Raw genomic sequence first — 23271 nt, forward strand, 5'->3', positions numbered from 1 at the left:
GGAGTGACGATGGCCCAGGCGGCGACCAGGCCCAGCAGCGCCCGGAAGGCGACCGGCGCGCGGAAGTCCCCGATGCCGAACAAGGCCGCGGCGAAGAAGGTCGCGACCGTCGCGAAACGGGCCACCGGGGCCACCCAGGCGAAGACGCCGGGTGGCAAGCCGACCCCGACGACGGCCCGAGCCGCCCGGAAGAAGGCCACCGCGGCCACCGCGACCCCCGCCCGGACGAAGAAGGTGCCCGCCACGAAGGCGCCGGCCACGAAGGCAGCGGCGAAGAAGGCGCCCGTGAAGAAGGCCACGGCGAAGAAGGTCGCCGCGAAGGCGCCGGCCAAGCGGGCGACGGAGGCGTCGCTGACCCGCACCACCGCCGCGAGCCGGGCCCCGGCGAAGGCGGCGAAGAAGGCCACCACCATGGCGTCGTTCGGCAAACGGAACACGGCGAGCACGCCCGGCCGCAAGCCGGTGGGCAGGGCGACTCGCCCGCCGCGCTGACCGGTCGACGAGAATGGCCGGGTGGCGAAGCGCGCTGGCCGCCGGAGCGCGGCCGTTCCGATCGAAACCTGTCCGTGCGGCTCCGGTGTGCCGTACGCGGACTGTTGCGGCCCGGTCCACCAGGGCGCGTCGACGGCGGCGACCGCCGAGGCGTTGATGCGCTCCCGGTACAGCGCCTTCGCCGTCGGGGACGCCGACTACCTGCTGCGCAGCTGGCACTCCAGCACCCGGCCGGCCCGGCTGCGGCTGGATCCGGGGCAGCGGTGGACCCGGCTGGAGATCCTCGGCACCGACCGGGGTGGCCTCTTCGACACCACCGGCACAGTCCGGTTCCGCGCCCACTACCGCGACGCGGGCCGCCCGGGCTCGCTGGACGAGCAGAGCCGTTTCGTCCGGGAGGACGGCCGGTGGGTCTATCTCGACGCGCTGCCCGACTGATCATCGGCGGCGCGGCCCGCTCGCGCCGCCACCGGCCCGGTGTCTCGGCGTCGCCGCCCCGCACCCCGGGCCGGCGGCGGCCGGTCAGCGGCCGGCGGCCGCCGTGCCCAGCAACGGCAGGCCGAGCCGCTCGATCGCCGCCGTGACCAGTTCGGCGGGTGCTGCCGTCACCTGCAGCACCACCCCGGACTCGTCCGGGTCCAGCTGCTCCAGGGTGGCCCGTTGCGAGTCGAGGAGGCTCGCCGGCATGTAGTGCCCGACCCGCCGGCTCAACCGGTCCCGGATCAGCTCCGCCGTCCCGTCCAGGTGGAGAAACTCCACGTCCGGCGGGCCCTGCCGCAGCACGTCCCGGTAGACGCGCTTCAGCGCCGAGCAGGCCAGGATGGTGGAGACCCCCTCGGCGTGCCGGTCGGCCATCCAGCCGGCCAGGGCGCGCAGCCAGGGCCAGCGCTGCGCGTCGTCGAGCGGGATGCCGGCCCGCATCTGCGCCACGTTGGCCGCCGAGTGGAACTCGTCCGCCTCGGCGAACCGCAGCCCGGTCAGCTCACTGATCCCCCGGGCCACCGTCGTCTTGCCCGCCCCGGACACGCCCATCACCACGATGTGCCGGGTGGGCCGCCGCTCACCAGTCATGGACGGTGCCGTCCTTGAGCCGGTTGTACGGCAGGTACGCCGGCTGGTACGGGAACCGGGCGGCGGCCTCCTCGTCGAGTTCCACGCCGAGGCCGGGCTGCTCTCCCGGGTGCAGGTACCCGTCGGCGAAGGTGAACGACTGGCGGAACACCTCGTTGGTGAGCGCCCCGTGCTGCATGTACTCCTGGATGCCGAAGTTGTGGATGGCCAGGTCCAGGTGCAGCGCGGCGGCCATGCCGACCGGCGAGATGTCGGTGGGGCCGTGGATGCCGGACTTGATCTGGTATTGGGCGGCGAAGTCGAGCAGCTTGCGCATGGCCGTGATGCCGCCGGTGTGGGTGACGGCGGACCGGACGTAGTCGATCAGCTGTTCCCGGATCAGGGTCTGGTAGTCCCAGACGGTGTTGAAGATCTCGCCGATGGCCAGCGGGGTGGTGGTGTGCTGGCGGACCAGCCGCAACGCCTCCTGGTTCTCGGCCGGGGTGCAGTCCTCCAGCCAGAACAGGTCGTACGGTTCGAGGGCCTTGCCGAGCTTGGCGGCCTGGATGGGGGTCATCCGGTGGTGCCCGTCGTGCAGCAGCGGCAGCTCGGGGCCGAACTCGTTGCGCACCGCCTCGAAGACGCCGGGCAGGTGGCGCAGGTAGGCGCGGGTGTCCCAGTCCTCCTCGGCGGGCAGCGGGGTGCGCTGGGCCGGCTCGTAGTCGTAGCGCTTGCCGTCGGCGCTGGGCTGCGCGGCCACCCCGTAGACGGCGTTGATGCCGGGCACCGAGGTCTGCACCCGGATCGACCGGAAGCCGAGGTCGAGGTGGTGGCGGATCGAGTCGAACAGCTCCGGCAGGTCCCGGCCGGAGGCGTGCCCGTAGGCCATGATGCCGGTCCGGGAGGCGCCGCCGAGGAGCTGGTAGAGCGGCATCCCGGCGGCCTTGGCCTTGATGTCCCAGAGGGCGACGTCCACGGCCGCGATGGCGGCCATGGTCACCGGGCCGCGCCGCCAGTACGCCGACCGGTAGAGGAACTGCCAGGTGTCCTCGATCTGGTGCGGGTCCCGCCCGATCAGCAGGGGGACGACGTGATCGGCCAGGTAGGACGCGACGGAGAGTTCGCGCCCGTTGAGGGTGCCGTCTCCCAGTCCGGTCAGCCCCTCGTCCGTGGTGATCTTGAGGGTGACGAAGTTACGGTCGGGGCTGGAGACGATGACGTCCGCTGCGACGATCTTCACGCGGGTGCCTTTCTCGGGGTGGATCAGCGAAGGGTGCTGCCGGGCAGCAGGTCGTCCAGGAGGGACAGCTCGTCGCGGCGCGGCAGGGCCTCCCAGTCGCCGTGCCCGGCGACGGCGAAGGCGCCGAGGGTGACCGCGCGGTGCAGCCGCCCGGCCAGGTCGAGTCCGTCCAGGTGGCCGGAGAGGTAGCCGGCGGTGAAGGCGTCCCCCGCGCCGACGGTGTCGACCGCCGTCACGGGCAGCGCCGCCGCGTGCCGGCAGCCGTCCCGGGTGTACGCGCGGGCACCGTCGCCGCCGAGCTTCACCAACACGGTCGACACACCCCGGTCCAGCAGCCCGGCCACCACGGTCTGCTCGTCGGCGCCCGGCGCGCCGACGAGGTCCAGCTCGTCTGCCGAGGCCACGACGACCGAGACGTGGTCGGCGAGCGGGGCGAGCACCGCCCGGGCGGCGTCCCGGCTCCACAGCTTCGCCCGGTAGTTGACGTCGAGGCAGACCAGTGACCCGGCCCGGGCGCCGCTCTCCGCCGCCCACGTCGTGGCCTGCCGGGCGCTGTCGGACAGCGCCGGGGTGATCCCGGTCAGGTGCAGCACCCGCGCCCCGGCCGCCAGGGCGGCCCGCAGGTCGTCGACGCGGAGCGCCGATCCGGCCGACCCGGCCCGCTGGTAGATCACCCGGGTCAGGTCGGCGGTGCGCCGCTCCAGGAACATCAGCCCGGCCGAGCGCTCCGGATCGCGGGTCACGTGCGCCACGTCGACGCACTCGGCACGCAGCTGCCGCAGCAAGAACCCGCCCAGCTCGTCGTCGCTGACCCGGCCGGCGAAGGCCGCGCGGTGCCCGAGCCGGGACACGCCGACGGCCACATTGCACTCCGCTCCGGCGAGGTGCGGCGTGAGCGGGCTGCTGGCGGCGAGCGGCCCGGCCGAGCGCAGCGAGACCAGGGCCTCGCCGAACGAGAGCAGGTCGACGGCGGTCACGAGGTGGCAGCCAGGTAGGCGCGGGCCCGTTCCCGCAGGGCGTCGAGGTTGCCGCCGGAGGCCGCGTCGCCGACCAGCGGCCCGCCCACGCCGACGGCGATCGCCCCGGCGGCGAAGTAGCCGGGCAGGTCGGCCAGACCCACCCCGCCGACCGCGACGAACGGGATGTCCGGGAACGGGTCGCGCACCGCCTTCAGGTACGCCGGGCCCCCCACCGACACCGGGAACAGCTTGATCGCCGACGCCCCCATCCGCATCGCGGTGTACGCCTCGGTCGGGGTGAACGCGCCGGCGGCGACGGGCAGGCCGCGCCGCGCCGCCTCGGGGATCGACTCGACCACGGCCGGCGTCACCACGAACTGCGCGCCCGCGGCGGCCACGTCGGCGACGTCGGCGGCGGTGAGCACCGTCCCGGCGCCGACCAGGGAACCGGCGGGCGCGGCCGCGCGCAGCGCCTCGACGGCCGACGCCGCGTTCGGCGTGGTGAGGGCCACCTCGACAATGCGTACGCCCTCTTCCAGCAGGGCGGTGCCGGCGGCGATCGCACCGGCGGTGTCGGTGCCCCGGATCACCGCGAGGATCCGGGCGGCGGCGAGTTCGGCGGTGAGATTGACGGTCATGTGGTCACCATTCCGCGTAGGAGCCGTCGCGGTGCCGCCAGGTGGGGCTGCGCCAGGCGTGGCCGCGCTTGTCCGCCGCCCGCACCGCGTCTTCGTCGATCTCGATGCCGAGGCCGGGTCCCGTGAGCCGCTCGACGTGGCCGTCGACGAAGGTCAGCGGCTTCTTGTCGAGGCAGTAGTCGAGCACCTCGGCGCCGAGGTTGTAGTGGATGCCGATGCTCTGCTCCTGGATCAGGTAGTTCGGCGTGGCGAAGCCGACCTGCAGGCAGGACGCCAGGGCGATCGGGCCGAGCGGGCAGTGCGGCGCGAGCTGTACGTCGTACACCTCGGCCAGCGCGGCGATCTTGCGGACCTCGGTGATGCCACCCGCGTGCGAGAGGTCCGGCTGGGCGACCGCGATGCCGGCCTGGAGCACCGGCAGGAACTCCTGCCGGTTGTAGAGCCGCTCCCCGGTGGACACCGGCGTGGTGGTGGCGCGGACCAACTCGCCGATGAGGTGCGAGTTCTCCGGAACCACCGGCTCCTCAAGGAAGAACGGCCGGTAGGGCTCGAGCAGCGGGGCAACCCGGCGGGCGGTGGCGAGGCTGAACCGGCCGTGGAAGTCGACCGCGACGTCCCGCTGATCACCGAGTACCTCACGGGCCGCGGCCACCCGCTGGACCACCCCGTCGAGTTCGGCCACCGAGGCCACCGGGCTCATCCGGCCCGAGGCGTTCATCTTCACCGCGGTGAGGCCCGTCTCGACGGCGGCGCTGATCTGGTCGCGGACCTCACTGGGCTCGTCGCCGCCGACCCAGCCGTACACCCGGATCCGGTCCCTGACCGGGCCGCCGAGCAGCTGGTGCACCGGGGCGCCGTAGTGCTTGCCGGCGATGTCCCACAGCGCCTGGTCGAGGCCGGCCACGGCGCTGGCCAGGATCGGCCCACCGCGGTAGAACGAGCCCTTGGTCATGACCTGCCAGTGGTCCTCGATGCGCAGCGCGTCCTGGCCGATCAGCAGTTCGCTGAGCTGCTCGACGGCGGTGCGGACGGTCTCGGACCGGCCTTCGCAGGTCGCCTCGCCCCAGCCGACGATCCCGTCGGTGGTCTCGATGCGGACGAAGAGCCAGCGGGGGGCGACGAGGAAGGTCTCGATGCGTGCGATGGTGGTCATGCTGCTCAGCCCTTCGTGGCACCGGCCGTGAGGCCGGAGACGATGTACTTCTGCACGAACAGGGCGATCACCATGATCGGCAGGGTGACCACGGCGGCCGCGGCCATCAGGCCGCCCCAGTCGATGCTGGCGTAGCCGACGAAGTCGAAAATCGCCACGGGCAGCGTCTTCGTGTCCGCGCCGGAGAGCACCAGGGCGAACATGAAGTTGTTCCAGGAGAAGATGAAGGACAGAATCCCGGCGGTCGCGATGCCCGGCACGGACAGCGGCAGCGTGATCCGGCGGAACGCGCCGATGTGGGTCAGCCCGTCGACCAGCGCCGCCTCTTCCAGGTCCTCCGGCAGGCTGTCGAAGAAGCCCATCATGATGTAGACGATCAGCGGCAGCGACACGAACATGTGGCTGAGGATCAGCACCGTGAAGCCGCCGACCATCTGCAGGTTCGAGAAGACGTAGTACCAGGGCACCAGGAGCGAGACACCGGGGATGACCCGGGCCATGAGCACGACGAGCGCGGACTTCTTCATGTTGAAGCGGCTCATCGAGTACGCGGCGGGCACCCCGAGGATGAGGGAGAGCACCGTGGCGGCGAACGCCACCCAGAGGCTGTTGCCGATGAACTGGACGTAGTTCGCCTGCTGGAGCACGTTGTGGTAGTTGTCCAGCGTCGGCGAGAAGGAGAACGCCTTGCTGGTGTCGTAGATGTCGACGTTGGTCTTGAACGAGGCGGCGAGCATCCAGAGCAGCGGCGCGACCAGCGAGATCACCACGACGGCCAGCGCCAGCGCCTTGAACACCTTGAACGGCTTGCCCGGGTTCATCGCTGCAGCCCCTTCTTGCGGTAGGTCAGAGCCCACATGACGCCGATGATGATCAGGAAGAAGATGATGAGGACCGTCGATGAGACGCCGTAGTCGTTGTAGTCGAAGCTGAGGCCGTACGCGTAGACGTTGAGGGTCTCCACCTCGTGGAACGACCCGCCGCCGCGGCCCTTGGTGGCGTAGAGGATGTCGAAGGTCTTCAGCGCATCGATGCCGCGCAGCAGGATCGCGACGATCACGGTGGGCATCAGCAGCGGCAGGGTGACGTGCCGGAACCGCTGCCAGGTGCTGGCGCCGTCGATGAGGGCCGCCTCCTGGGGCTCGTCGGAGAGCGACGTCAACCCGGCGAGCAGGATCAGCACGACCATCGGGGTCCACTGCCAGATGTCGATGAACATCGTCGTCGGCAGGGCCGAACTCTGGCCGGCCAGCCAGGGCTGGGGGCCGATGCCGACCCAACTGAGCATCTGGTTCGCCATCCCGATGTTGGGGTCGAAGATCAGCCGCCACATCATGCCGACCGCGACCGGGGTGGCCACCAGCGGCAGGAGGATGGCGACCCGGACCCACTTCTCACCGCGGAACGGTCGCCACAGCAGCAGGGCGATCGCCATGCCGAGCACGACCTCGACGAGGAGCACGACGCCGGTGAAGAAGACGGTTCGCCACACCGCCGGCCAGAACCGGTCGGTGTCGGTGAGCACGTCGAGGTAGTTCTGGAACCCGATGAACTGGCTCTCGGCGCGTACCGAACCCTCGGCGTCGGTCAGGCTGAGGTATCCGGTCCACGCCACCGGGAAGATGATCAGCACGGCGACGAATGCCATGGCGGGTGCCGCGAAGAGCCACTTGCGGTGCGCGTTGGCCCAGCGCGACCAGGCCGACTCCGCCGAGGGTGCCGGGCCGGCGTCGGGCGATCTGGTGACGGGTGTGGTGACGGCTGACATGAGGTCTCCGGGTGTTCAGGGCCAGGGTCCCGGCGCGGGGTGGCGGAGCCGGTCAGCCCCGCCACCCCGCGGTCGGACTACTTCGCCTCGTCGTCGAGGAACTTCTGGAACGCCTCGTTCGCCGCGTCCGCCGAGGCGGCCGCGTCCTTGCCGGTGATCGCGTCGACGATCGGCTGGCCGACGATCTCGCGAGCCTGGGCGACCTTCACGACCAGCGGACGGTCGTGGCCGATGCCGTTGGCGGTGCTGACCTTGGTGGCCTCGGCGAGGTCCTTCGGGTAGGTCGCGGTGCCCTCCGGGTTGTCCCAGACGGAGGCCCGGGCGCCGGGGACGCCGGCCTTCTGCTGCGTCAGGGACTGCTCCTTGCCGGCCGCCCACTGGATGAACTTCCAGGCGTTGTCCTTGTTCTTCGACGCGTCGTTGATGCCGAGCGCCCAGGACGGGATGTTGTACGGCTTCGAGCCGGCCGGGCCGGCCGGGAAGGTCGCGAAGCCGACGGTGTCGGAGACCTTCGACTTGGCCGGGTCGGTGGCGTTCTTGTAGAGCGAGTTGGCCTCGGTGTAGAAGGCCGCCTTGCCCTGGGTGAAGATCGCCATCGCCTCGGACCAGCTCATGTCGGTGCTGATGTTCTTCGGGCCGTGGTCGCGGAGCAGCCCGCCGTAGTAGGCGTACGCCTGCTTGGCCTGCTCGGTGTTGACCGAGGCCTTCCCGCTGCCGTCGACGAAGTCGCCGCCGAAGCTGTACAGGAAGCTGGAGAACTGCGTGACGGCGGCCGCCTTGCCGGTACGGGACACGAAGCCCGCGACTCCGGGGTTGTCGGCTGCGACCTTCGCCGCCTGCGTCTTGAGCTCGTCAAGGGTCTTCGGCGGGGCCGTGAAGCCGGACTTCTCCAGCAGGTCCTTGCGGTAGTAGAGGACCTCCTGCTCGGTGATGATCGGCACGCCGACGATCTTGTCCTCGTACGTGGTGGCCTGCACCGGACCGGCCTGGAAGTCGCTGAAGTCGAAGGCGCTGTCGGACTTGGTCCGGTCGGTCAGGTCGGCGAGGTACTTGTTCTTGGCGAACAGCTTCCCCTCCTGCAGCGGCCGGTACATCATCACGTCGAGGTCGCTGGACCCGGCGTTCAGCTTGACGTTGTACTGGTCGGAGAGCTGGTCCTCACCGAGCTGGGTGACCTCGACCTTGAGGCCCGTCTGCTTCTCGAACTCCGGCAGGGCCTTCTTGATGTTCTCCGTCCAGACGTGGTTCACCAGCGTCACGCGCAGGGTTTTCGACCCGCTGCCGCCGTCGGCCCCGCCGCCGCAGGCGGACAGGCCCATGGCGGCGACGACGGCCAGCGAAGTGCCGATTATCGATCGACGTCGCACGCTTATCTCTCCTTCGGTCCCGGTCGCGGCCCCTGATGGGCGCCACCTCGGGGTTTACATCCGCTTAACGTCGGGATGCTAGGACGAAAAAGCTGACTTATTCAAGGGGTAGACCCAACTGATATGATCCTTGGCGTGGAACCGTACTCCTCCGGGGGCACCACCGCCCAGCACGCCCCAGCCGAAGCCGGGCTGCACGCACGTGTCCTTGAGCACCTCGGCACCGCCATCTGCGGCGGCGAATTCGCCCCCGGGGCGGTCCTCAACATCGACGACCTGGTGGACCGCTACGAGGTGTCCCGCTCGGTGGTCCGCGAGGTGCTGCGGGTCCTGGCGTCGATCGGGTTCATCGAGACCCGCCGCCGGGTCGGGGTGACGATCCGGCCGGCGCACGACTGGAACGTCTTCGACCCGCAGGTGATCCGCTGGCGGCTCGCCTCGGACAGCCGGATCACCCAGCTCCGGTCGATCACCGAGCTGCGCACCGCCATCGAGCCGCACGCCGCCCTGCTGGCCGCCAACCGGGCCGGCCACGACGAGGCGAGCGATCTGGTCGGACTCGCGGCGAAGATGTGGGCCGCCGGCAAGGCCGGCGACGAGGAGCGCTTCCTGCGCCTCGACATCGAGTTCCACCGGCGGGTGCTGCTCGCCTCCGGCAACGAGATGTTCGTCCGGTTGCAGGATCTGGTCGCGGAGGTGCTCACCGGCCGACACAAGCACCACCTGATGCCACACCACCCGCACGAGCAGGCGCTGCAGCTGCACGCCGAGGTCGCCCAGGCGATCCAGCGGCACGACGGCGAGCGCGCCCGGGAGGCGATGGTGCAGCTCATGGAACAGGCCTTCGACGAGATGAAGTCGATCTGGGAGCAGACCGCCGAACCGGCCCGGTGAGCTGACCTCCCCCACCCCGGGCGTTCGGAGGCGTATGCTGGCCCCGGCGCAGTCCCGCGCCTCACCTCCTGCCCGGTGCTCACGCCGCCGGCCTCGCGGAGGCAAAGGGGACCTCGGGTCCTCGGGGCGCGGTGCCGCCTGGCCCACCTCGACACGCCACATGCACTCCAGTGCGGCGAGGTCGACGGGAGCGTGAGTCCCTGCGACCGCGCCGCCGACGGGAGCATGTGATGACGACTCAGAAGTCGTTCAAGACCCGGGTGCGGGCCCGGATGGCGAAGACCGGCGAGAGCTACACGACCGCCCACCGCCAACTGCTCGCCAAGGCCACCACCGACGCCCCGACCCCCACGACCGCCGGCACGCCCGGCCCCGTTCCGGCCGCCGCCGGCGGCCGGGGGCAGCGGGACCGGGTCTCGGATGCGGTGTTGCGCGAGCGGACCGGACGCGCCTGGGACGACTGGTTCCGGCTGCTCGACGAGTGGGGCGCCGTCGAGCGCGGCCACACCGAGATCGCGCGCTGGCTGGTCACGACGCACGACGTGCCCGGCTGGTGGGCGCAGACGGTCACCGTCGGGTACGAGCAGGCGCGCGGGCTGCGCGAGCCGGGGCAGCGCAGAGGCGGCAGCTTCGAGGCCACCGGCAGCCGGACCGTGGCGGTGCCGGTGGCGGTGCTGTTCGCCGCGTTCGCCGACGAGGCCGTACGCCGGCGGTGGCTGCCGGACGTGCCGGTCCGGGTGCGTACCGCCACCGCGCCGAAGACCTTCCGGGCGGACTGGGCGGGCGGGCCCACCCGGATCGCGGTCGGCTTCACCCCGGCGGGCGAGGCAAAGGCGCGGGTGTCCGTCCTGCACGAGAAGCTGGCCGACGCCGACGAGGCGGACCGGCTCCGGGCGTACTGGCGGGACCGGCTGGGCGCCCTCAAGCAACTCCTGGAGTCGCCGGAGGAGACCCGATGAGCAGCGGAACGTTCGTCAACCTGCCGGTACGCGACCTCGACCGGGCGGTCGAGTTCTTCACCGCCCTCGGCTTCACCGCCGGGGCCCGGCAGCCCGGCGGGGAGAGCGCCCAGCTCACTCTCGGCGGCAGCACCCACCTGATCCTGCACACCCCGGCGGCCTTCGCCGCGTTCGCCGGCACCGCGGTGTGCGACACCGCGACCAGCCGGGAGGTCATCGTGGGCCTCGGCGTCGACCGGCGGGAACGGGTCGACGAGCTGGTCGACCTGGCGGCCGTCGCGGGCGGGCAGTCGCTGGGCCCGGGCCAGGACCTCGGGTTCATGTACATGCGCGGGTTCCGCGACCTCGACGGCCACCAGTGGTCGTTCCTGTACCTGCCCGGCTGACCGGAGGAGTCCCGGCGGTCCACGGGCGACCGCCGGGACCACGGAAATGCCCGCCCCGGCCGCCTCTTGGGGCGTCGCCGCTGGGTGTTCGTCCGCCCCGGCTGGCCGCCCGAGCCGGGCGGTCAGCGCCTGCGGGGCACCGGCTGGGCCAGGCTTCGGATGTCCGCCGGCAGTTGCGACAGCGCGTTCGTGAATTCCTGGTGCCCGACCACGGGGTCCAGGGTCCGCAGGACGGCCCGGGCGCCCCGCTCGGCGACCTCACGTTCCACTTCCGCGCGCTCCGCCACCCGGCGCAGGAACTCGTCGTACCCGAACGCCTCCGGCTCCTCGGTGCGGGCCCGGGCCAGGAGCGGACGCAGCTGGTGCGCCACGTGGTCGGCCAGGTCGGCCGCCTCGCCGCCGCTGATCCGCTCCGCGAGGGTACGCAGGGTGGCCTCGGTCAGCGCTCGCGCCGTCTCCGCCGGGACCCCGGCCCCCGCCGCCACCTTCTCGACGAACTCCAGCTCAGCCATGCCCCGTCCTTCCCGTCCCGGAGACCGGGTGGCTACCCGCCGCCGCCTGCCACAAACGACGGCGGTCCGGCCACCGGGCGAAAGGTCGGAAACCGGCATTGCCCGGCGGCGGCGTTGGCCATGATCGAGGCGTGGGTGCCAGGATGCCGAAGCTCGTGCCGCCGATGCTCGCCTCCAGCGGCGCGCTGCCCACCGGGTCGGGCTGGGGTTACGAGTTCAAGTGGGACGGCGTCCGCGCGATCGCCTACGTCGACGGCGGGTTCCGGCTGCTCAGCCGCAACGACCGGGACGTCACCCGGGCGTATCCGGAGCTGGGCGAGCTGGCGCGGCTGCTGGCGGGGCGGCGGGCGGTGCTCGACGGGGAGATCGTGGCGCTCGACGGCCAGGGGCGGCCCAGCTTCTCGGCGTTGCAGCACCGGATGCACGTGCGGGCGCCGGCCGCCGCGCTGGTCGAGGCGACCCCGGTGCGGCTGTACCTGTTCGACCTCCTGCACCTGGACGGGCGGGACCTCACCGCGCTGCCGTACACCGAGCGCCGCGCGGCGCTGGAGGAGCTGGGCGTCAGCGGCGAGAGCGTCGACACGCCGCCGTACTGGACCGGCGAGGCCGGCCGGGACCTGGCCACGGCGGCGGCCGAACTCGGCCTGGAGGGGGTCGTCGCCAAGCAGCTGGGTGCGCCGTACCAGCCCGGCCGCCGGGCACCGGCATGGGTCAAGGTGCCGCTCAACGACACGGTCGAGGTGATCGTCGGTGGCTGGAAGCCGGGGTCCGGCCGGCGGGCCGGCACCATCGGTTCCCTCCTGCTCGGCATGTACGACGCGGACGACAAGCTGATCTACATCGGTCACGTCGGCACCGGCTTCACCCAGACCGTGCTGCGCGACCTGCAGCGGCGCCTGGAGCCGCTGGGCCGTCCGGATTCGCCGTTCGACTCCCCGGTGCCCCGCGAGCATGCCCGCCACGCCGTCTGGGTCGACCCGGCCCTGGTCGGGGACGTCACCTTCCGGTCCTGGACCCCGGACCGGCGGCTGCGGCACCCGTCCTGGAAGGGGCTGCGCAGCGATCGCGAGCCGGCTGAGATCCGGCTGCAGGGGTGACCCCGCGACCGCCCTAGGTGCCGACCCGGCGGGTTTCGAACCGGTTGACCGACGGTCCGGTCAGCTGCCAGAACTCCTGCGGCAACTGGTCGACGACGTCCCCGTACTCCTTGGCGCTGATCTTCTCCCGCAGGGTGTCCAGCACGGCGCGCGCACCGTCGGTGGCCTCCTGACGGTCGACCGCGGCCCGGTTCTGCACCCGCTCGAGGAACTCCGTCAGCCCGAACGGTTCGAGGTGCTCGTCGGGCTTGTCGACACAAGACCGCAGTTCCTCGGGAAGCTGGGTGGCGAGGTCCCGCGCCTGCCCACCGGTGATCCGTTCCGCCAGCGTCACGAGCGTGGCGCGGGTGATCGGCTCGGCCTGCGCCGGTGCCGCCAGCGGTTTCGCCGCCACCGACTGGATGAACTCGGTGTAGTTCACCTGGATCCCCCTCTCGGACCGGACCTGCGGGTACCCGCGCCGGCGGGGGTGAAACGACGCGGGGGCGCTCACCCCAGGGCGCGGGCCGCCGAGACGATGGCGCTCACCCCGATCCCCGCCTGGTCCATCAGTTGCGTCGACGTGCCGGAGGTGGGCAGCCCGCGTACCGCCAGGTGGGTCACCCGCACCGGGCCGGCGAGGTCGGCCAGCGACTCCAGCACGGCCGACCCCAGCCCGCCCTCCGGGTAGTGGTCCTCGACCACCACCAGCCGGCCGCCGGTGTCCCGCACCGCGTCGAGCAGCCGCTGCCGGTCCAGCGGCTTGACCGAGTAGAGGTCGATGACCCGGGCGTCGATCCCCTCCCGCGCCAGCTCGTCGGCGGCGGCGAGGCAGTTGTGCACGGTCACCCCCGCGCCGATCAACGCGACGTCGTCACCGGGGCGGAGCAGCTTGCTGCCCCCGATGGGGAACTCGTCGCCGTTGTCGTAGAGCACCGGGTACTTGCCGCGGGTGGTGCGCAGGTAGCTGACGCCCTTCCGGTCGGCCAGCTGCGCGACGAGGGCGGCGCAGGACACGGCGTCGCTGGGATAGAGGACGGTCGAGCCCTGGACGGCGCGCAGCGCGGCCAGGTCCTCCAGCCCCATCTGCGAGGGCCCGTCCGCCCCGATCTCCACCCCGGCGTGCGAGCCGGACAGGGCGATGTCGGCCCGGGAGATGGCGGCCATGCGGATGAAGTCGTAGGCGCGGGAGAGGAACGCCGCGAAGGTCGCGGCGAACGGCCGGTAACCACGCACCTGCAGGCCGACCGCGGCGGCCACGAGTTGCTGTTCGGAGATGAACATCTCGAAGAACCGGTCCGGGTACGCCTCGCCGAACTTGTCGGACCGCGTGGAGTCGCTCACCTCGCCGTCCAGGGCGACCACGTCCGGCCGGGAGCCCAGTGCGCGCAGCGCCTCACCGTACGCGTTCCGGGTGGCCACCTTCGCCCCCTTGTCGTACCGGGGCAGCTCCGGCGGCTTGGCTTCGGGCTTGGCGGCGGGCTTGGCGGGCTCGGGCTTCGGGCCGGCGACCCGGATCTGCCGGACGCCGCCGAGCGCCTGGACGGCCCGTTCGGCCATGTCGGGTTTCAGGGGTTTGCCGTGCCAGCCCGGCTTGTTCTCGACCTCGGCCACCCCCTTGCCCTTGACCGTGCGAGCGAGCACCACCGTCGGCCCGGTCGCCTGCCGGGCGCGGCTGAACGTCGCGTCGATCGCCGCCAGGTCGTGGCCGTCGACGACCAGGGGATGGCAGCCGAACGCCTCGACCCGTCGCCGGTAGGTGTCCAGGTCCCACTCCAGCTCGGTCGGCCCCCGCTGCCCGAACCGGTTCACGTCCACGATCGCGGTGAGATTGCGCAGCCCGTAGTGCCCGGCCTTGTCCAGGGCCTCCCAGATGGAGCCCTCGGCGGTCTCGCTGTCGCCGCAGAGCACCCAGACGTGGAACGGCAACTGGTCGAGGTACTGGCCGGCCAGCGCGATGCCGACGCCGACCGGCAGCCCCTGGCCGAGCGAACCGGTGGCGACGTCCACCCAGGGCAGCGCCGGGGTGGGGTGGCCCTGCAGGCGCGACCCGAGCTGGCGGTAGGTGTCCATCAGTTCCTGGTCGCTGATCGCGCCGACCGCCTTGAGGACCGCGTACAGCAGGGGGGAGGCATGGCCCTTGGAGAAGATCAGGTGGTCGTTGTTGCGGTTGCGGGCGTTCACCCAGTCGTAGCGCAGGTGCCGGGAGATCAGTACCGCCATCAGGTCGGCGGCCGACAGGCTGGAGGTGGGGTGTCCGGAGCCGGCCTGGGTGCTGCAGCGGATCGAGTCCACCCGTAGCTGGGCGGCGAGTTCACCCAGCTGGCTGATCTCCTCCGCGCGCAGGGTGCGCTCTGCTTCCATGGTCACCGGTATCGCCTCCCGAGGTCCGCCCCGCTCGGCCGGTCCTCGGCCCGCACGGGCGGCTGACCGCCTCCCGCCAACGGTAGTCCGAAAGGCGGGACATCATCCGGTAACGCCTGATTTGCCGGTCCGGCTGTCGGCATCACCGCCCGGCCCGGTCACCTGGATCTTGCGACCGACGCCGGCCCGGAACTGGGCCATCGCCTCGGCGTACCGGTGGAGCGGGAAGCGGTGGCTGATGAACACCTCCGGGTCGAGCACGCCGGCGGCGAACAGTTCCCCGGCCCGTTCGAAACTGTGCAGCACGGCCATCGAGCCGGTGACGGTGATCTCCCGGTTGTAGATCCGGTACGGCTCGACCGTGGCCCGGGTGCGGTACTCCGAGACGCCGAACTGCAGGAACGTCCCGGCCGGGGCGACCCGGCCCAGCCCGTCGTCGATCGCCGCCCGCACGCCCGTACAGTCGATGACCACGTCCCACCCCCGCGGGCGGAGCACCTCGTCGGCGCTCGCGGCACTGGCCGAGCAGCCCAGCCGCACCGCGGTGGCGAGCCGGTCCGGGTTCGGGTCCACCACGCTGACGCTGGCCGCGCCGCAACGCTTCGCCAGCTCCAGCATCATCAGGCCCATGGTGCCGGCGCCGTAGATCAGGTAGTGGTCGGCGAGTCGGCGGGGCAGCACGTCGAAGCCGCGTACCGCGCAGGACAGCGGTTCGATCAGCGCGGCGTCCGCCGGCGCGATGCTCTCGGGGAGCAGGAAACAGTTCCGCACCGGCGCCACCGCGTACTCGGCCGCGCCGCCGGAGGCGGTGACGCCGATGGCCGCCCAGCGTTCGCAGAGGTTGCCCCGGCCGCGCCGGCACTGGTAGCACTCGCCGCAGTGCAGCGACGGGTCGACGGCGACCGCATCGCCCGGCCGCACCTCGGTGACGTCCCGCCCGGTGGCGACCACCGTGCCGGCGAACTCGTGGCCGGGCACGATCGGGTACGCGGGCGCGAACTCGCCGTCCATGATGTGCAGGTCGGTGCCGCAGATCCCGCAGCCGGCGACCTCGACGACCACCTCCCGTGGCCCTGGCGTGGGATCCGGCACGGACTCCAGCGAGATCTGTCCCGGCGTGACGATGACCGCTGCCTTCATTTGACCGCCCCCATGGAGAGTCCTCGGACGAGCTGCTTCTGGGCGATCCAGCCGGCCAGCACGACCGGCAGCGACACGATGGTCGCCGCCGCGCAGAGCCGGGCGAGGAACAACCCTTCGGACGTGACGAAGCCGACCAGGAAGATCGGTGAGGTGCCGGCCCGGGTCGCGGTGAGGTTGACCGCGAAGAAGAACTCGTTCCAGCTGAAGATGAAGCAGATCAGCGCGGTGGCGGCCAGGCCCGGCGCGACGATCGGCAGGAGGATCCGCCGGATCGTGACAGTCAGGCTGGCGCCGTCCATCGCCGCCGCTTCGATCAGCGCCGATGGGACCTCCAGCAGGAACGAGCGCATCATCCAGACCGCGAGCGGCAGGTTCATCGACGTGTAGAGGACGACCATGGTCCAGACGTTGTCGAGCATGCCGAGCTGCTTGACCAGCAGGTAGATCGGCAGCAGCGCGGCGACCGCGGGCAGCATCTTGGTGCTGATGAAGAAGAACAGCACGTCCCGCCACTTGGCGACCGGCCGGATCGACAACGCGTACGCCGCGGGGGTGGCCAGCAGGAGCACCAGCAGGGTGGAGACCAGGCTGGCGGTCACCGAGTTGAGCAGGTACGGGGTGAGGTCCCGGTCGAAGACCTGCCGATAGCCGTCGAGCACCGGGGTGAAGAACCAGGTCGGCGGGTTGCTGGCCGCGTCGACCTCCCGCTTGAATCCGGTGAGCACCATCCACAGCACCGGCAGGAAGAACAGCAGTCCGGCGAGCCAGGCCAGCGTGGTCCAGGCCGCCCCACGCACGCCGCTGGCCCGCCGGGCCGGGCTGGGGCGCCGGGACGGGTGCCGGGTCAGGGTGGTCATCGCGCGTCCTCCATCCGGAAGAGGCTGGAGATCACCCGCAGCGCGAACGTGGCGACCACGATCGTGCCGATCACCACCACGACGCCGGCCGCGGCGGCCTCGCCGTACTCGAACTTGCGGAAGGTGGTCAGGTAGATCTCGTACGGCAGGTTGGTGGTGGCGGTGCCGGGGCCGCCCTGGGTGATGGTGAAGACGGCGTCGAAGGTCTGCACCAGATAGATGGAGCCGAGCAGGGCGCCCAGCTCCAGGTAGGGGCGCAGGTAGGGCAGCGTCACCCGGGTGAAGGCCTGCCACGGCCCGGCCCCGTCGACCCGGGCGGCCTCCAGGGTTTCCAGCGACTGGCCCTGCAGGCCGGCCAGGATGATCAGCATCATGAAGGGGGTCCACTGCCAGACCAGCGTGGTCACCACGGAGATCATCGGGTACTGCGACACCCAGTCGGTGCTGCCGCCGGCGATGCCGTTGATCAGGCCGTACGACGGGTTGTAGATGGCGTGCTTCCACAGCAGCGCCGCCGCCATGGGCATCACCAGGAACGGTGTGATGAGCAGGGTGCGGACGACGCCGCGTCCGGGGAACCGGCGGTCGAGCAGGATGGCCAGGCCGAGGCCGAGCAGGACGGAGACGACGACGGAGGCGGCGGTGAGCAGCACCGTGTTCAGCAGGGCGGCGCGCAGCCGGGCGTCGGTGAGCACCTCGCCGTAGTTGGCGAGGCCGATGAACGCGCGGCGGCCGGGTCGCAGCGCGTTCCAGTCCAGGGTGGACAGGTAGAGGGTGACCAGGAACGGGATCTGGGTCACCACGATCGCGAAGATCAGTGCGGGCAGCAGCGGGGCGCGGCGGGTCCAGCGTTGCCGTGCGCCGAGCGGGACGGGTCGGACGGCTCGGCGCGGCGGTGCGCCGGCACCGGCGGTGATGGTCCGGGTCATCGGTTCACCTCGTGGGGTGGCCGGGGCCGGCCGTTCGGCGGCCGGCCCCGGCGGCGGCTACCGGTATTCCTTGGCGACGTCCTCGGCCAGTCGCTGGCCGTCGGCGAGCGCCTTCTCCACGGTGGTGCTGCCGGCGATGGCGGCGGAGACCTCCTGCGAGACCTTGGTGCCGAGGTCGGCGAACTCGGGGATGCCGACGAACTGCACCCCGAGCGCGGGACGGGGCTGCCGGCCGGGGCTGACCGGGTCGGCCTCCTGGATCGACTTCAGGGTGAGGTCGGCGAAGGCGGTGGCGGACTGCCGGTACTCCGGGATCTCGTAGGTGGACTGGCGCTTACCGGCCGGCACCCGGGACCAGCCGAGGGAGGAGCCGACCAGCTTCTCGTACTCCTTGCCGGTGGCCCAGGCGATGAACTTCCAGGCGGCGTCGGCGTTCTTGGTGGTCTTCGGCATCGCGAGGGCCCAGGCCCACAGCCAGCCCGACGACGTCGTCCGGTTGACCGGCGCGTACGCGTAGCCGACCTTGCCGGCGACCTTGCTGGCGCTGGCGTCCTCCAGCGTGCCGGCGGCGGAGGTGGCGTCGTACCACATCGCCGCCTTGCCCTGGCCGAAGGTGTTCAGGCACTCGGTGAAGCCGGCCTGCGGGGCGCCCGGCTCACCGTGGGCGCGGATCAGGTCGACGTAGAACTTCGTCGCCTCGGTGAACTCGGGCGCGTTCACCTTCGGCGTCCAGTCCTTCTCGAACCAGGTGCCGCCGAAGGTGTTGACGACGGTGGTCAGTGGCGCGAAGAGCTCGCCCCAGCCGGGCAGGCCGCGCAGGCAGATGCCGGCGACGCCGGCCTTCTTGTCGTCCAGCGTCGCGGCGAACTGTGCCACCTGCTGCCAGGTCGGTCGCTCCGGCATGGTCAGACCCTTGGCCGCGAAGAGTTCCTTGTTGTACATGAGGAAGGACGACTCGCCGTAGAACGGCGCCGCGTAGAGCTTGCCGTCCTCGCCGGAGAGCGAGGCGACCATCGGCTTGAGCAGATCACCCTCGTCATAGCCGCCGTCGGCGTCGGCGTACGAGCTCAGTTCGTGCAACCAGCCGTTCTTGGCCCAGATCGGTGCCTCGTACGCGCCGATCGTCGCCACGTCGTACTGTCCGCCCTGGGTGGCGACGTCCTGGGTGACCTTGTCGCGCAGTTCGTTCTCCGGCAGGATCGTGAACCGCACCGTGATCCCGGTCTGCTTGGTGAAGTTGTCGGCGGTGACCTTCGCCAGGTCCTCCATCTGCGGGTTGCCGACCATCAGCACGGTGATGGTCTTGCCACCCCCGGGGCCGGACGAGGAGCCGCCACCGGCTCCGGAGCAGGCGGTCAGAGTCAGGCCGGCCGCGACGGCGACCGCGAACGCGCCGCGCCATCGGCGAGGAGACCGTGTTCTGGACACAGTGAACCTCCATGGGTGGTGGTGGGGTTGTGGTGGAGGCGGGTCGGCCGGGCGCTCAGACGCGCAGCACCACGGGGCCGAGCAGCGAGTAGCGGTGTGCCTCGGACGCCGGTAGCGCGGTGTCCGTGACGATGGTGTCGACGTCGGCGACGTCGGCGAAGCGACAGAAGCTGTGGCCGCCGAACTTGGTGTGCACGCCGGCGAAGACCACCCGCCGGGCCACCCCGATCGCCTGCGCCTTGACCGCGGCCACGGCCGGGTCGGGCGTGGTCAGCCCGTGTTCCCGGGAGATCCCGTTCGCGCCGACGAAGGCGAGGTCGATGACGAAGCCGGCGAGCATGGCGGTGGCCCAGTGGTCGACGGTGGCGAGCGTGCGGCCGCGGACGCGGCCGCCGAGCAGGAGGACCGTGAGGGTGGGTGAGTGGGCCAGCGCCGCGGCGGTGTGCAGCGAGGCCGTGACGACGGTCAGCGGCCGGTGGGTGGGTAGCGCCTCGGCGATCAACTGCGGGGTGTAACCCTCGTCGATGAAGATCGACTCCGCGTCGCCGACGTGTTCGACCGCGGCGGCGGCGATCCGCCGCTTCTCCGCGACCATCCGGGTGGTGCGGGTCTCCAGGGTGGTCTCGAAGCGGGCCGTCTCCACCGGGTACGCGCCACCGTGCGTGCGCCGCACCACGCCCTGCTGGGCCAGCATGCTCAGGTCGCGACGGACGGTCTCCGGGGCGACGCCCAGGTCGGCGGCCAGCTTCTGCACGTCGACCTCGCCGTGCCGGCGGGCCAGCGTGAGGATGTGGTGTCTCCGTTGCGCTGCGTCCACCTGGCACCTCCCCGACTCGTGCCTCTGTTTCTAACACCGCCAAACGGGCGTGACGACGGTCACATCTCGGGTAATGACTTGGGTTTGCCGCCCGGGATGCCGCCCGAACGGGCAGCGGAGACCGGGCGCATCCGGCATACCTCTCTTTTGGCTCGCCCGTTTCTCACCATCCGCTGCCCGATCTCGACCCGGCCCGCCCGAGCGGGCCGGGCGGGGACCGGCCTGCGGCCCCCGCCCGGCCGGTCAGGTCCGGCGGGCGGCCAGCCAGACCGCCACCACCAGGTACGGCACCAGGGCCACCGCGAACGCCACGGCGTTGCCGGCGGCGGTGGCGACCACGCCGTAGCCGGCGTAGACCGCGATGATGCTCAGGTCGGTGGCCATCCCCGCGGCCGAGGTGACCGTCGCCCGACTCGGCCCGGTGATCCGGGACTGCAGCCGGACGTCGGCGAGCACCGTGGCGAGTTGGAACGCGCCGAACGCAGCCCCGATCAGCACGAACCCGGCCGGATGGCGAACCAGGGCACCGGCGGCCAGGGCCACCGCCGCGACCACGAGCAGGGCCGCGTACCCGCGGGTGGTCAACCGCTCCCCCACCGGGGTCAGCAGCCCGCCGAGCGTCGTGCCCGCCCACACCAGCACGAGCAGCAGCGGCACCCGGTCCAGCGCGACGGCGGTGTCCCGGGCCAGCAGCGGCGTGTACTCCTCCAGCGCGCCCCAGATCGCGGCGACGGCCGGGACCAGCAGCAACGCGACCCGGACCGACCGGTCGGCGCGGGCCTCGGCCAGCCCGCCGCGCAGACTCGCCAGCCACCCCGGATCGGCGTCCGACCCGTCGTCGTCCGACCCGTCGTCGTCGGCCGGGCCGTCGCCGCCGGCCGGGCGGTGCTCGGGGAACCGGGTCGCGACCGCCGCGGCGAGCAGGCAGGCGGCGACGCTGGCCGCGCCGACGGCCCGGTAGCCGCCGAGGGCGAGGACCGGGCCGGCGAGTCCCATCGCGGCGAGCACACCCAGGATCTCGGCGGTCTTCGCCCGGCCCATCAGGCGGGCGTACCGGCCGGTGGCGTCGAGCCGGTCGAGTTCGGTGAAGACCAGCGCCTCCAGGGCGCCGGAGCGCAGTGCCCCGCCGGCGCCCCAGAGCAGGAAGCCGACGGCGAACGCCGGGTAGGACGGGACGAGCACCCAGAGGGCGAAGCCGGCGGCGGGCAGCAGCGGCGCGAGGCAGAGCAGCAGCCGCCGGGAGACCGCGTCGGCCCAGGCGCCGGAGGGCACCTCCAGCAGAATGCCGGTGGCCGACCAGATGACGAACAGCGAGGAGATCTGCCCGACCGACAGCCCGGTGTCGGCGAAGAGCAGCGCGTAGACCGGGTAGAGCAGGACGAGGTCGGTGAGGAACGCGTACGCGTAGAGCGCCGCCGCCACCGGGCGGACGTCGGATCGACGCGCGGAGACAATGAGCATGGAGGCCTTCCCACGGGGACGTGACGGACACCGGACATGCGGTGTCCGCGGCGGCCCGCGGCCTCGGCCTTCAGGGTGGGATCAACATCGCCAGGTCATGCGCCGATGGTAGTCGGCGGCGGTCGTCCCCGCCGCCCCGCCGGACGCGAAGCCGGGGTGGGACCCGGCTGGGCCCCACCCCGGTCGCGACGCGGGCGGTCAGCGGCGGAACTTCTCCGCGTTTGCCTGCGGGATCACCATCGTGGCGTCGTTGTCCACCGCCTGCCCGGCCGTGGACTGCTGCGGGGTGGCCGCCGCGCCGGCGTGCGGCATCGGCTGGGTGGGCTCCGCCGCACCGTGCGGGCCGACCGGCTGGGTCCGCTCCGCCTCGGCGTACGGGCTGCCCAGCTGGGCCGCCACGTCCCGCCGCCCGGCCTGGTACGCCCGGGCGTGCTCGGCGATGGTCCGACGCTCCTCCTCGGCGCGGGCCAGCCAGCTCTCCCAGCGGGCCTGCATCGGCCGGACCAGCCCGCCGCCGACGCCGACGACCAGGATGCCGCCGATCGTGGCGAGCACGGCGATCAGCACCGGGGTGGTGACCGTGGTGGCGACGCCGATCTGGTTGAGCGCGGCGATGACGCCCAGGCCGAGGATGAACACCGAGACGATGTTCGCCAGCACCCGGCCGTAGGAGAGGCCACCGAGGGCGCTGGCGATGATGTCCTTCACCGCCTTGGCGATCGCCGCGGCCACCACCACGATCACGATGGCGACGAACGCCTTGGGCAGCCACGCCACCACGCCGCGGATCAGGTCCGAGATCGGGTTCGGGCCCCAGATACCGAACGCGAGCTGCAGGGTGACCAGCAGCACCGCGTAGTAGGCCAGCTTGGCGACGATGTCGCTGGCGTCGTACTTCGAGCGGGCCAGCGCGGTCTTGATGCCGCCGCGCTCGACGGCCCGGTCGAAGTGCACCCGCTCCAGGACCTTGTCCACGAGCTTCAGCACGGCCTTGGCGATCAGCCAGCCGACCACCAGGATCGCGATGAATGCGACCGCCTTGGGTAGGAACAGCATCACCGAACGGAACGCGTCTCCCACCGCGTTGCCGAAGTTGTCTCTCATCGAAGGGCCTCCACGCATGTGTTCCGGTCAGTCCCGTGAGGACCTACCCCGGGCACACCGGCGGAAAACGCGGTCAGCCCCTGCAGCGACCTGCGCGCCGGCCGGTGCCGGCGACGGCTCGACGATGCTGTCCCGCCGGCACCGATGACGGGAGCCCGCCGGTCAGATCGCGGTGGCCTTGACGACCTTCCACTCCCCGTCGACCGGGACCATGGTGAGCACGACCCGGTTCTGGTCGACCTTCTCCCCCGCCGTGGTCACGTTCCGCCGGTACTGGTTCAGGAATAGCAGCAGCTCCACCCGGTCGCTGTCGGCGCTGACCACGCCGGTGGCGGACACCTCGGCCAGCACAACCGCCTGCTGCTTCGTGGCGGTCTGCTTGAGCGCGGCGGTGGTCTGTGCGTACTCGTCGGCGAACGCGCCGGTGGCGAAGGTGCGGCCGTTGGCGATGCTGTCGTCGAAGGTGCGGTAGTCGTAGGAGAAGAGTGCCTTCGCCGCGGCGGGCGCGGTGGCCAGGGCCTGGCGTACTGCCTGGTCGCGCTGGCCGGCGCGGCGGTCGCCGTACCAGGCGGCGAGGGCCACCGCCGCCACCAGGACCAGCGCGACGACCAGGGCGGGCACGGGGCGCAGCCGCGGCGGGCGGCGCAGGACGGTCGGGACACGCATCGGGGTCT

25 protein-coding genes are annotated in these 23271 nt (G+C 71.9%); 6 read left to right on the top strand and 19 right to left on the bottom strand.

Translation table 11 applies throughout. The features are described 5' to 3' along the window. The first annotated feature begins 9 nt into the window (after window positions 1-9). Together ACFYM6_RS29690 and ACFYM6_RS29695 are read left to right on the top strand one after the other, a co-directional pair. A complete protein-coding gene (locus ACFYM6_RS29690; protein WP_387280765.1) occupies window positions 10-492 on the top strand; it encodes a hypothetical protein in 483 nt (160 codons plus the stop codon). A 21-nt stretch (window positions 493-513) separates the two neighbouring features. Beyond that, a complete protein-coding gene (locus ACFYM6_RS29695) occupies window positions 514-930 on the top strand; it encodes a YchJ family protein (protein WP_387280766.1) in 417 nt (138 codons plus the stop codon). Window positions 931-1014: 84 nt separating this feature from the next. Here the strand turns inward: ACFYM6_RS29695 and ACFYM6_RS29700 are convergent, their stop codons facing one another. The 8 genes from ACFYM6_RS29700 to ACFYM6_RS29735 all read right to left on the bottom strand — a co-directional run bounded on the left by ACFYM6_RS29700 (window position 1015) and on the right by ACFYM6_RS29735 (window position 8667). Next, window positions 1015-1563, bottom strand: coding sequence for a gluconokinase (locus tag ACFYM6_RS29700; protein ID WP_387280767.1), 549 nt, complete (start codon window positions 1561-1563; stop codon window positions 1015-1017). Next, window positions 1553-2782 carry a D-mannonate dehydratase ManD gene (manD, locus tag ACFYM6_RS29705; RefSeq protein ID WP_357440261.1) on the bottom strand — a complete coding sequence of 410 codons (1230 nt, stop codon included), beginning with the start codon at window positions 2780-2782 and terminating at the stop codon, window positions 1553-1555. Before manD ends, ACFYM6_RS29700 begins: the two co-directional genes overlap by 11 nt. Window positions 2783-2805: 23 nt before the next feature. Continuing rightward, complete coding sequence (locus tag ACFYM6_RS29710) at window positions 2806-3759, bottom strand: sugar kinase (protein WP_387280768.1); 954 nt, start codon at window positions 3757-3759, stop codon at window positions 2806-2808. Next, window positions 3756-4379, bottom strand: a complete 624-nt coding sequence (locus ACFYM6_RS29715; RefSeq protein ID WP_387280769.1) for a bifunctional 4-hydroxy-2-oxoglutarate aldolase/2-dehydro-3-deoxy-phosphogluconate aldolase — start codon at window positions 4377-4379, stop codon at window positions 3756-3758. The genes ACFYM6_RS29710 and ACFYM6_RS29715 overlap by 4 nt, the downstream gene beginning before the upstream one ends. Window positions 4380-4383: 4 nt before the next feature. Next, on the bottom strand, window positions 4384-5532 hold the full coding sequence (gene dgoD / locus ACFYM6_RS29720) for a galactonate dehydratase (protein WP_387280770.1): 1149 nt from the start codon (window positions 5530-5532) through the stop codon (window positions 4384-4386). Window positions 5533-5537: 5 nt separating this feature from the next. After that, window positions 5538-6353, bottom strand: a complete 816-nt coding sequence (locus ACFYM6_RS29725) for a carbohydrate ABC transporter permease (RefSeq protein WP_387280771.1) — start codon at window positions 6351-6353, stop codon at window positions 5538-5540. After that, window positions 6350-7300, bottom strand: a complete 951-nt coding sequence (locus tag ACFYM6_RS29730) for a carbohydrate ABC transporter permease (RefSeq protein WP_387280772.1) — start codon at window positions 7298-7300, stop codon at window positions 6350-6352. Before ACFYM6_RS29730 ends, ACFYM6_RS29725 begins: the two co-directional genes overlap by 4 nt. A 77-nt stretch (window positions 7301-7377) precedes the next feature. Further along, complete coding sequence (locus tag ACFYM6_RS29735; RefSeq protein WP_073834537.1) at window positions 7378-8667, bottom strand: sugar ABC transporter substrate-binding protein; 1290 nt, start codon at window positions 8665-8667, stop codon at window positions 7378-7380. A gap of 135 nt (window positions 8668-8802) precedes the next feature. On the opposite strand from ACFYM6_RS29735, the gene ACFYM6_RS29740 reads away from it, so the two are divergent. The 3 genes from ACFYM6_RS29740 (at window position 8803) to ACFYM6_RS29750 (ending at window position 10906) form a co-directional block, all read left to right on the top strand. Next, window positions 8803-9561: a FadR/GntR family transcriptional regulator gene (locus tag ACFYM6_RS29740; RefSeq protein WP_241825229.1), complete on the top strand. Its 759-nt coding sequence runs from the start codon at window positions 8803-8805 to the stop codon at window positions 9559-9561. A 230-nt stretch (window positions 9562-9791) separates the two neighbouring features. Further along, window positions 9792-10520: a hypothetical protein gene (locus ACFYM6_RS29745; protein WP_387280773.1), complete on the top strand. Its 729-nt coding sequence runs from the start codon at window positions 9792-9794 to the stop codon at window positions 10518-10520. After that, window positions 10517-10906 carry a VOC family protein gene (locus ACFYM6_RS29750; protein ID WP_387280774.1) on the top strand — a complete coding sequence of 130 codons (390 nt, stop codon included), beginning with the start codon at window positions 10517-10519 and terminating at the stop codon, window positions 10904-10906. The genes ACFYM6_RS29745 and ACFYM6_RS29750 overlap by 4 nt, the downstream gene beginning before the upstream one ends. A gap of 122 nt (window positions 10907-11028) precedes the next feature. Here ACFYM6_RS29750 and ACFYM6_RS29755 read toward each other — a convergent pair whose 3' ends face one another. Continuing rightward, window positions 11029-11418 (bottom strand): DUF2267 domain-containing protein, encoded by a 390-nt coding sequence (locus ACFYM6_RS29755; protein ID WP_387280775.1) that lies wholly within the window; start codon window positions 11416-11418, stop codon window positions 11029-11031. Window positions 11419-11549: 131 nt separating this feature from the next. On the opposite strand from ACFYM6_RS29755, the gene ligD reads away from it, so the two are divergent. Beyond that, a complete protein-coding gene (gene ligD / locus ACFYM6_RS29760; protein WP_387280776.1) occupies window positions 11550-12515 on the top strand; it encodes a non-homologous end-joining DNA ligase in 966 nt (321 codons plus the stop codon). 13 nt (window positions 12516-12528) lie between these two features. Here ligD and ACFYM6_RS29765 read toward each other — a convergent pair whose 3' ends face one another. From ACFYM6_RS29765 to ACFYM6_RS29810, 10 genes are all read right to left on the bottom strand, one after another. After that, window positions 12529-12936, bottom strand: coding sequence for a DUF2267 domain-containing protein (locus ACFYM6_RS29765; protein WP_387280777.1), 408 nt, complete (start codon window positions 12934-12936; stop codon window positions 12529-12531). A gap of 68 nt (window positions 12937-13004) precedes the next feature. Beyond that, a complete protein-coding gene (locus ACFYM6_RS29770; RefSeq protein ID WP_387280836.1) occupies window positions 13005-14858 on the bottom strand; it encodes a transketolase in 1854 nt (617 codons plus the stop codon). A gap of 102 nt (window positions 14859-14960) precedes the next feature. Continuing rightward, entirely contained in the window at window positions 14961-15998 is a 1038-nt protein-coding gene (locus ACFYM6_RS29775; protein ID WP_387280778.1) for a zinc-dependent alcohol dehydrogenase family protein, read from the bottom strand. Further along, window positions 15995-16858 (bottom strand): carbohydrate ABC transporter permease, encoded by an 864-nt coding sequence (locus ACFYM6_RS29780; protein WP_387280779.1) that lies wholly within the window; start codon window positions 16856-16858, stop codon window positions 15995-15997. The genes ACFYM6_RS29775 and ACFYM6_RS29780 overlap by 4 nt, the downstream gene beginning before the upstream one ends. Then, the gene (locus ACFYM6_RS29785) at window positions 16855-17787 is read right to left on the bottom strand and encodes a carbohydrate ABC transporter permease (RefSeq protein WP_387280780.1); all 933 of its coding nucleotides are present in this window, start codon (window positions 17785-17787) and stop codon (window positions 16855-16857) included. Before ACFYM6_RS29785 ends, ACFYM6_RS29780 begins: the two co-directional genes overlap by 4 nt. A gap of 57 nt (window positions 17788-17844) precedes the next feature. Then, entirely contained in the window at window positions 17845-19215 is a 1371-nt protein-coding gene (locus ACFYM6_RS29790; RefSeq protein ID WP_387280781.1) for an ABC transporter substrate-binding protein, read from the bottom strand. 55 nt (window positions 19216-19270) lie between these two features. After that, a complete protein-coding gene (locus ACFYM6_RS29795; RefSeq protein WP_073834528.1) occupies window positions 19271-20032 on the bottom strand; it encodes a DeoR/GlpR family DNA-binding transcription regulator in 762 nt (253 codons plus the stop codon). A 243-nt stretch (window positions 20033-20275) separates the two neighbouring features. Then, window positions 20276-21493, bottom strand: a complete 1218-nt coding sequence (locus ACFYM6_RS29800; protein WP_387280782.1) for an MFS transporter — start codon at window positions 21491-21493, stop codon at window positions 20276-20278. Window positions 21494-21691: 198 nt separating this feature from the next. Continuing rightward, window positions 21692-22597 carry a hypothetical protein gene (locus ACFYM6_RS29805; protein ID WP_387280783.1) on the bottom strand — a complete coding sequence of 302 codons (906 nt, stop codon included), beginning with the start codon at window positions 22595-22597 and terminating at the stop codon, window positions 21692-21694. Window positions 22598-22759: 162 nt separating this feature from the next. Then, the gene (locus tag ACFYM6_RS29810; protein ID WP_387280784.1) at window positions 22760-23263 is read right to left on the bottom strand and encodes a hypothetical protein; all 504 of its coding nucleotides are present in this window, start codon (window positions 23261-23263) and stop codon (window positions 22760-22762) included. Window positions 23264-23271 lie beyond the last annotated feature (8 nt).

The organism is Micromonospora sp. NPDC006431 (genome assembly GCF_042870725.1).
Lineage (GTDB): Bacteria > Actinomycetota > Actinomycetes > Mycobacteriales > Micromonosporaceae > Micromonospora.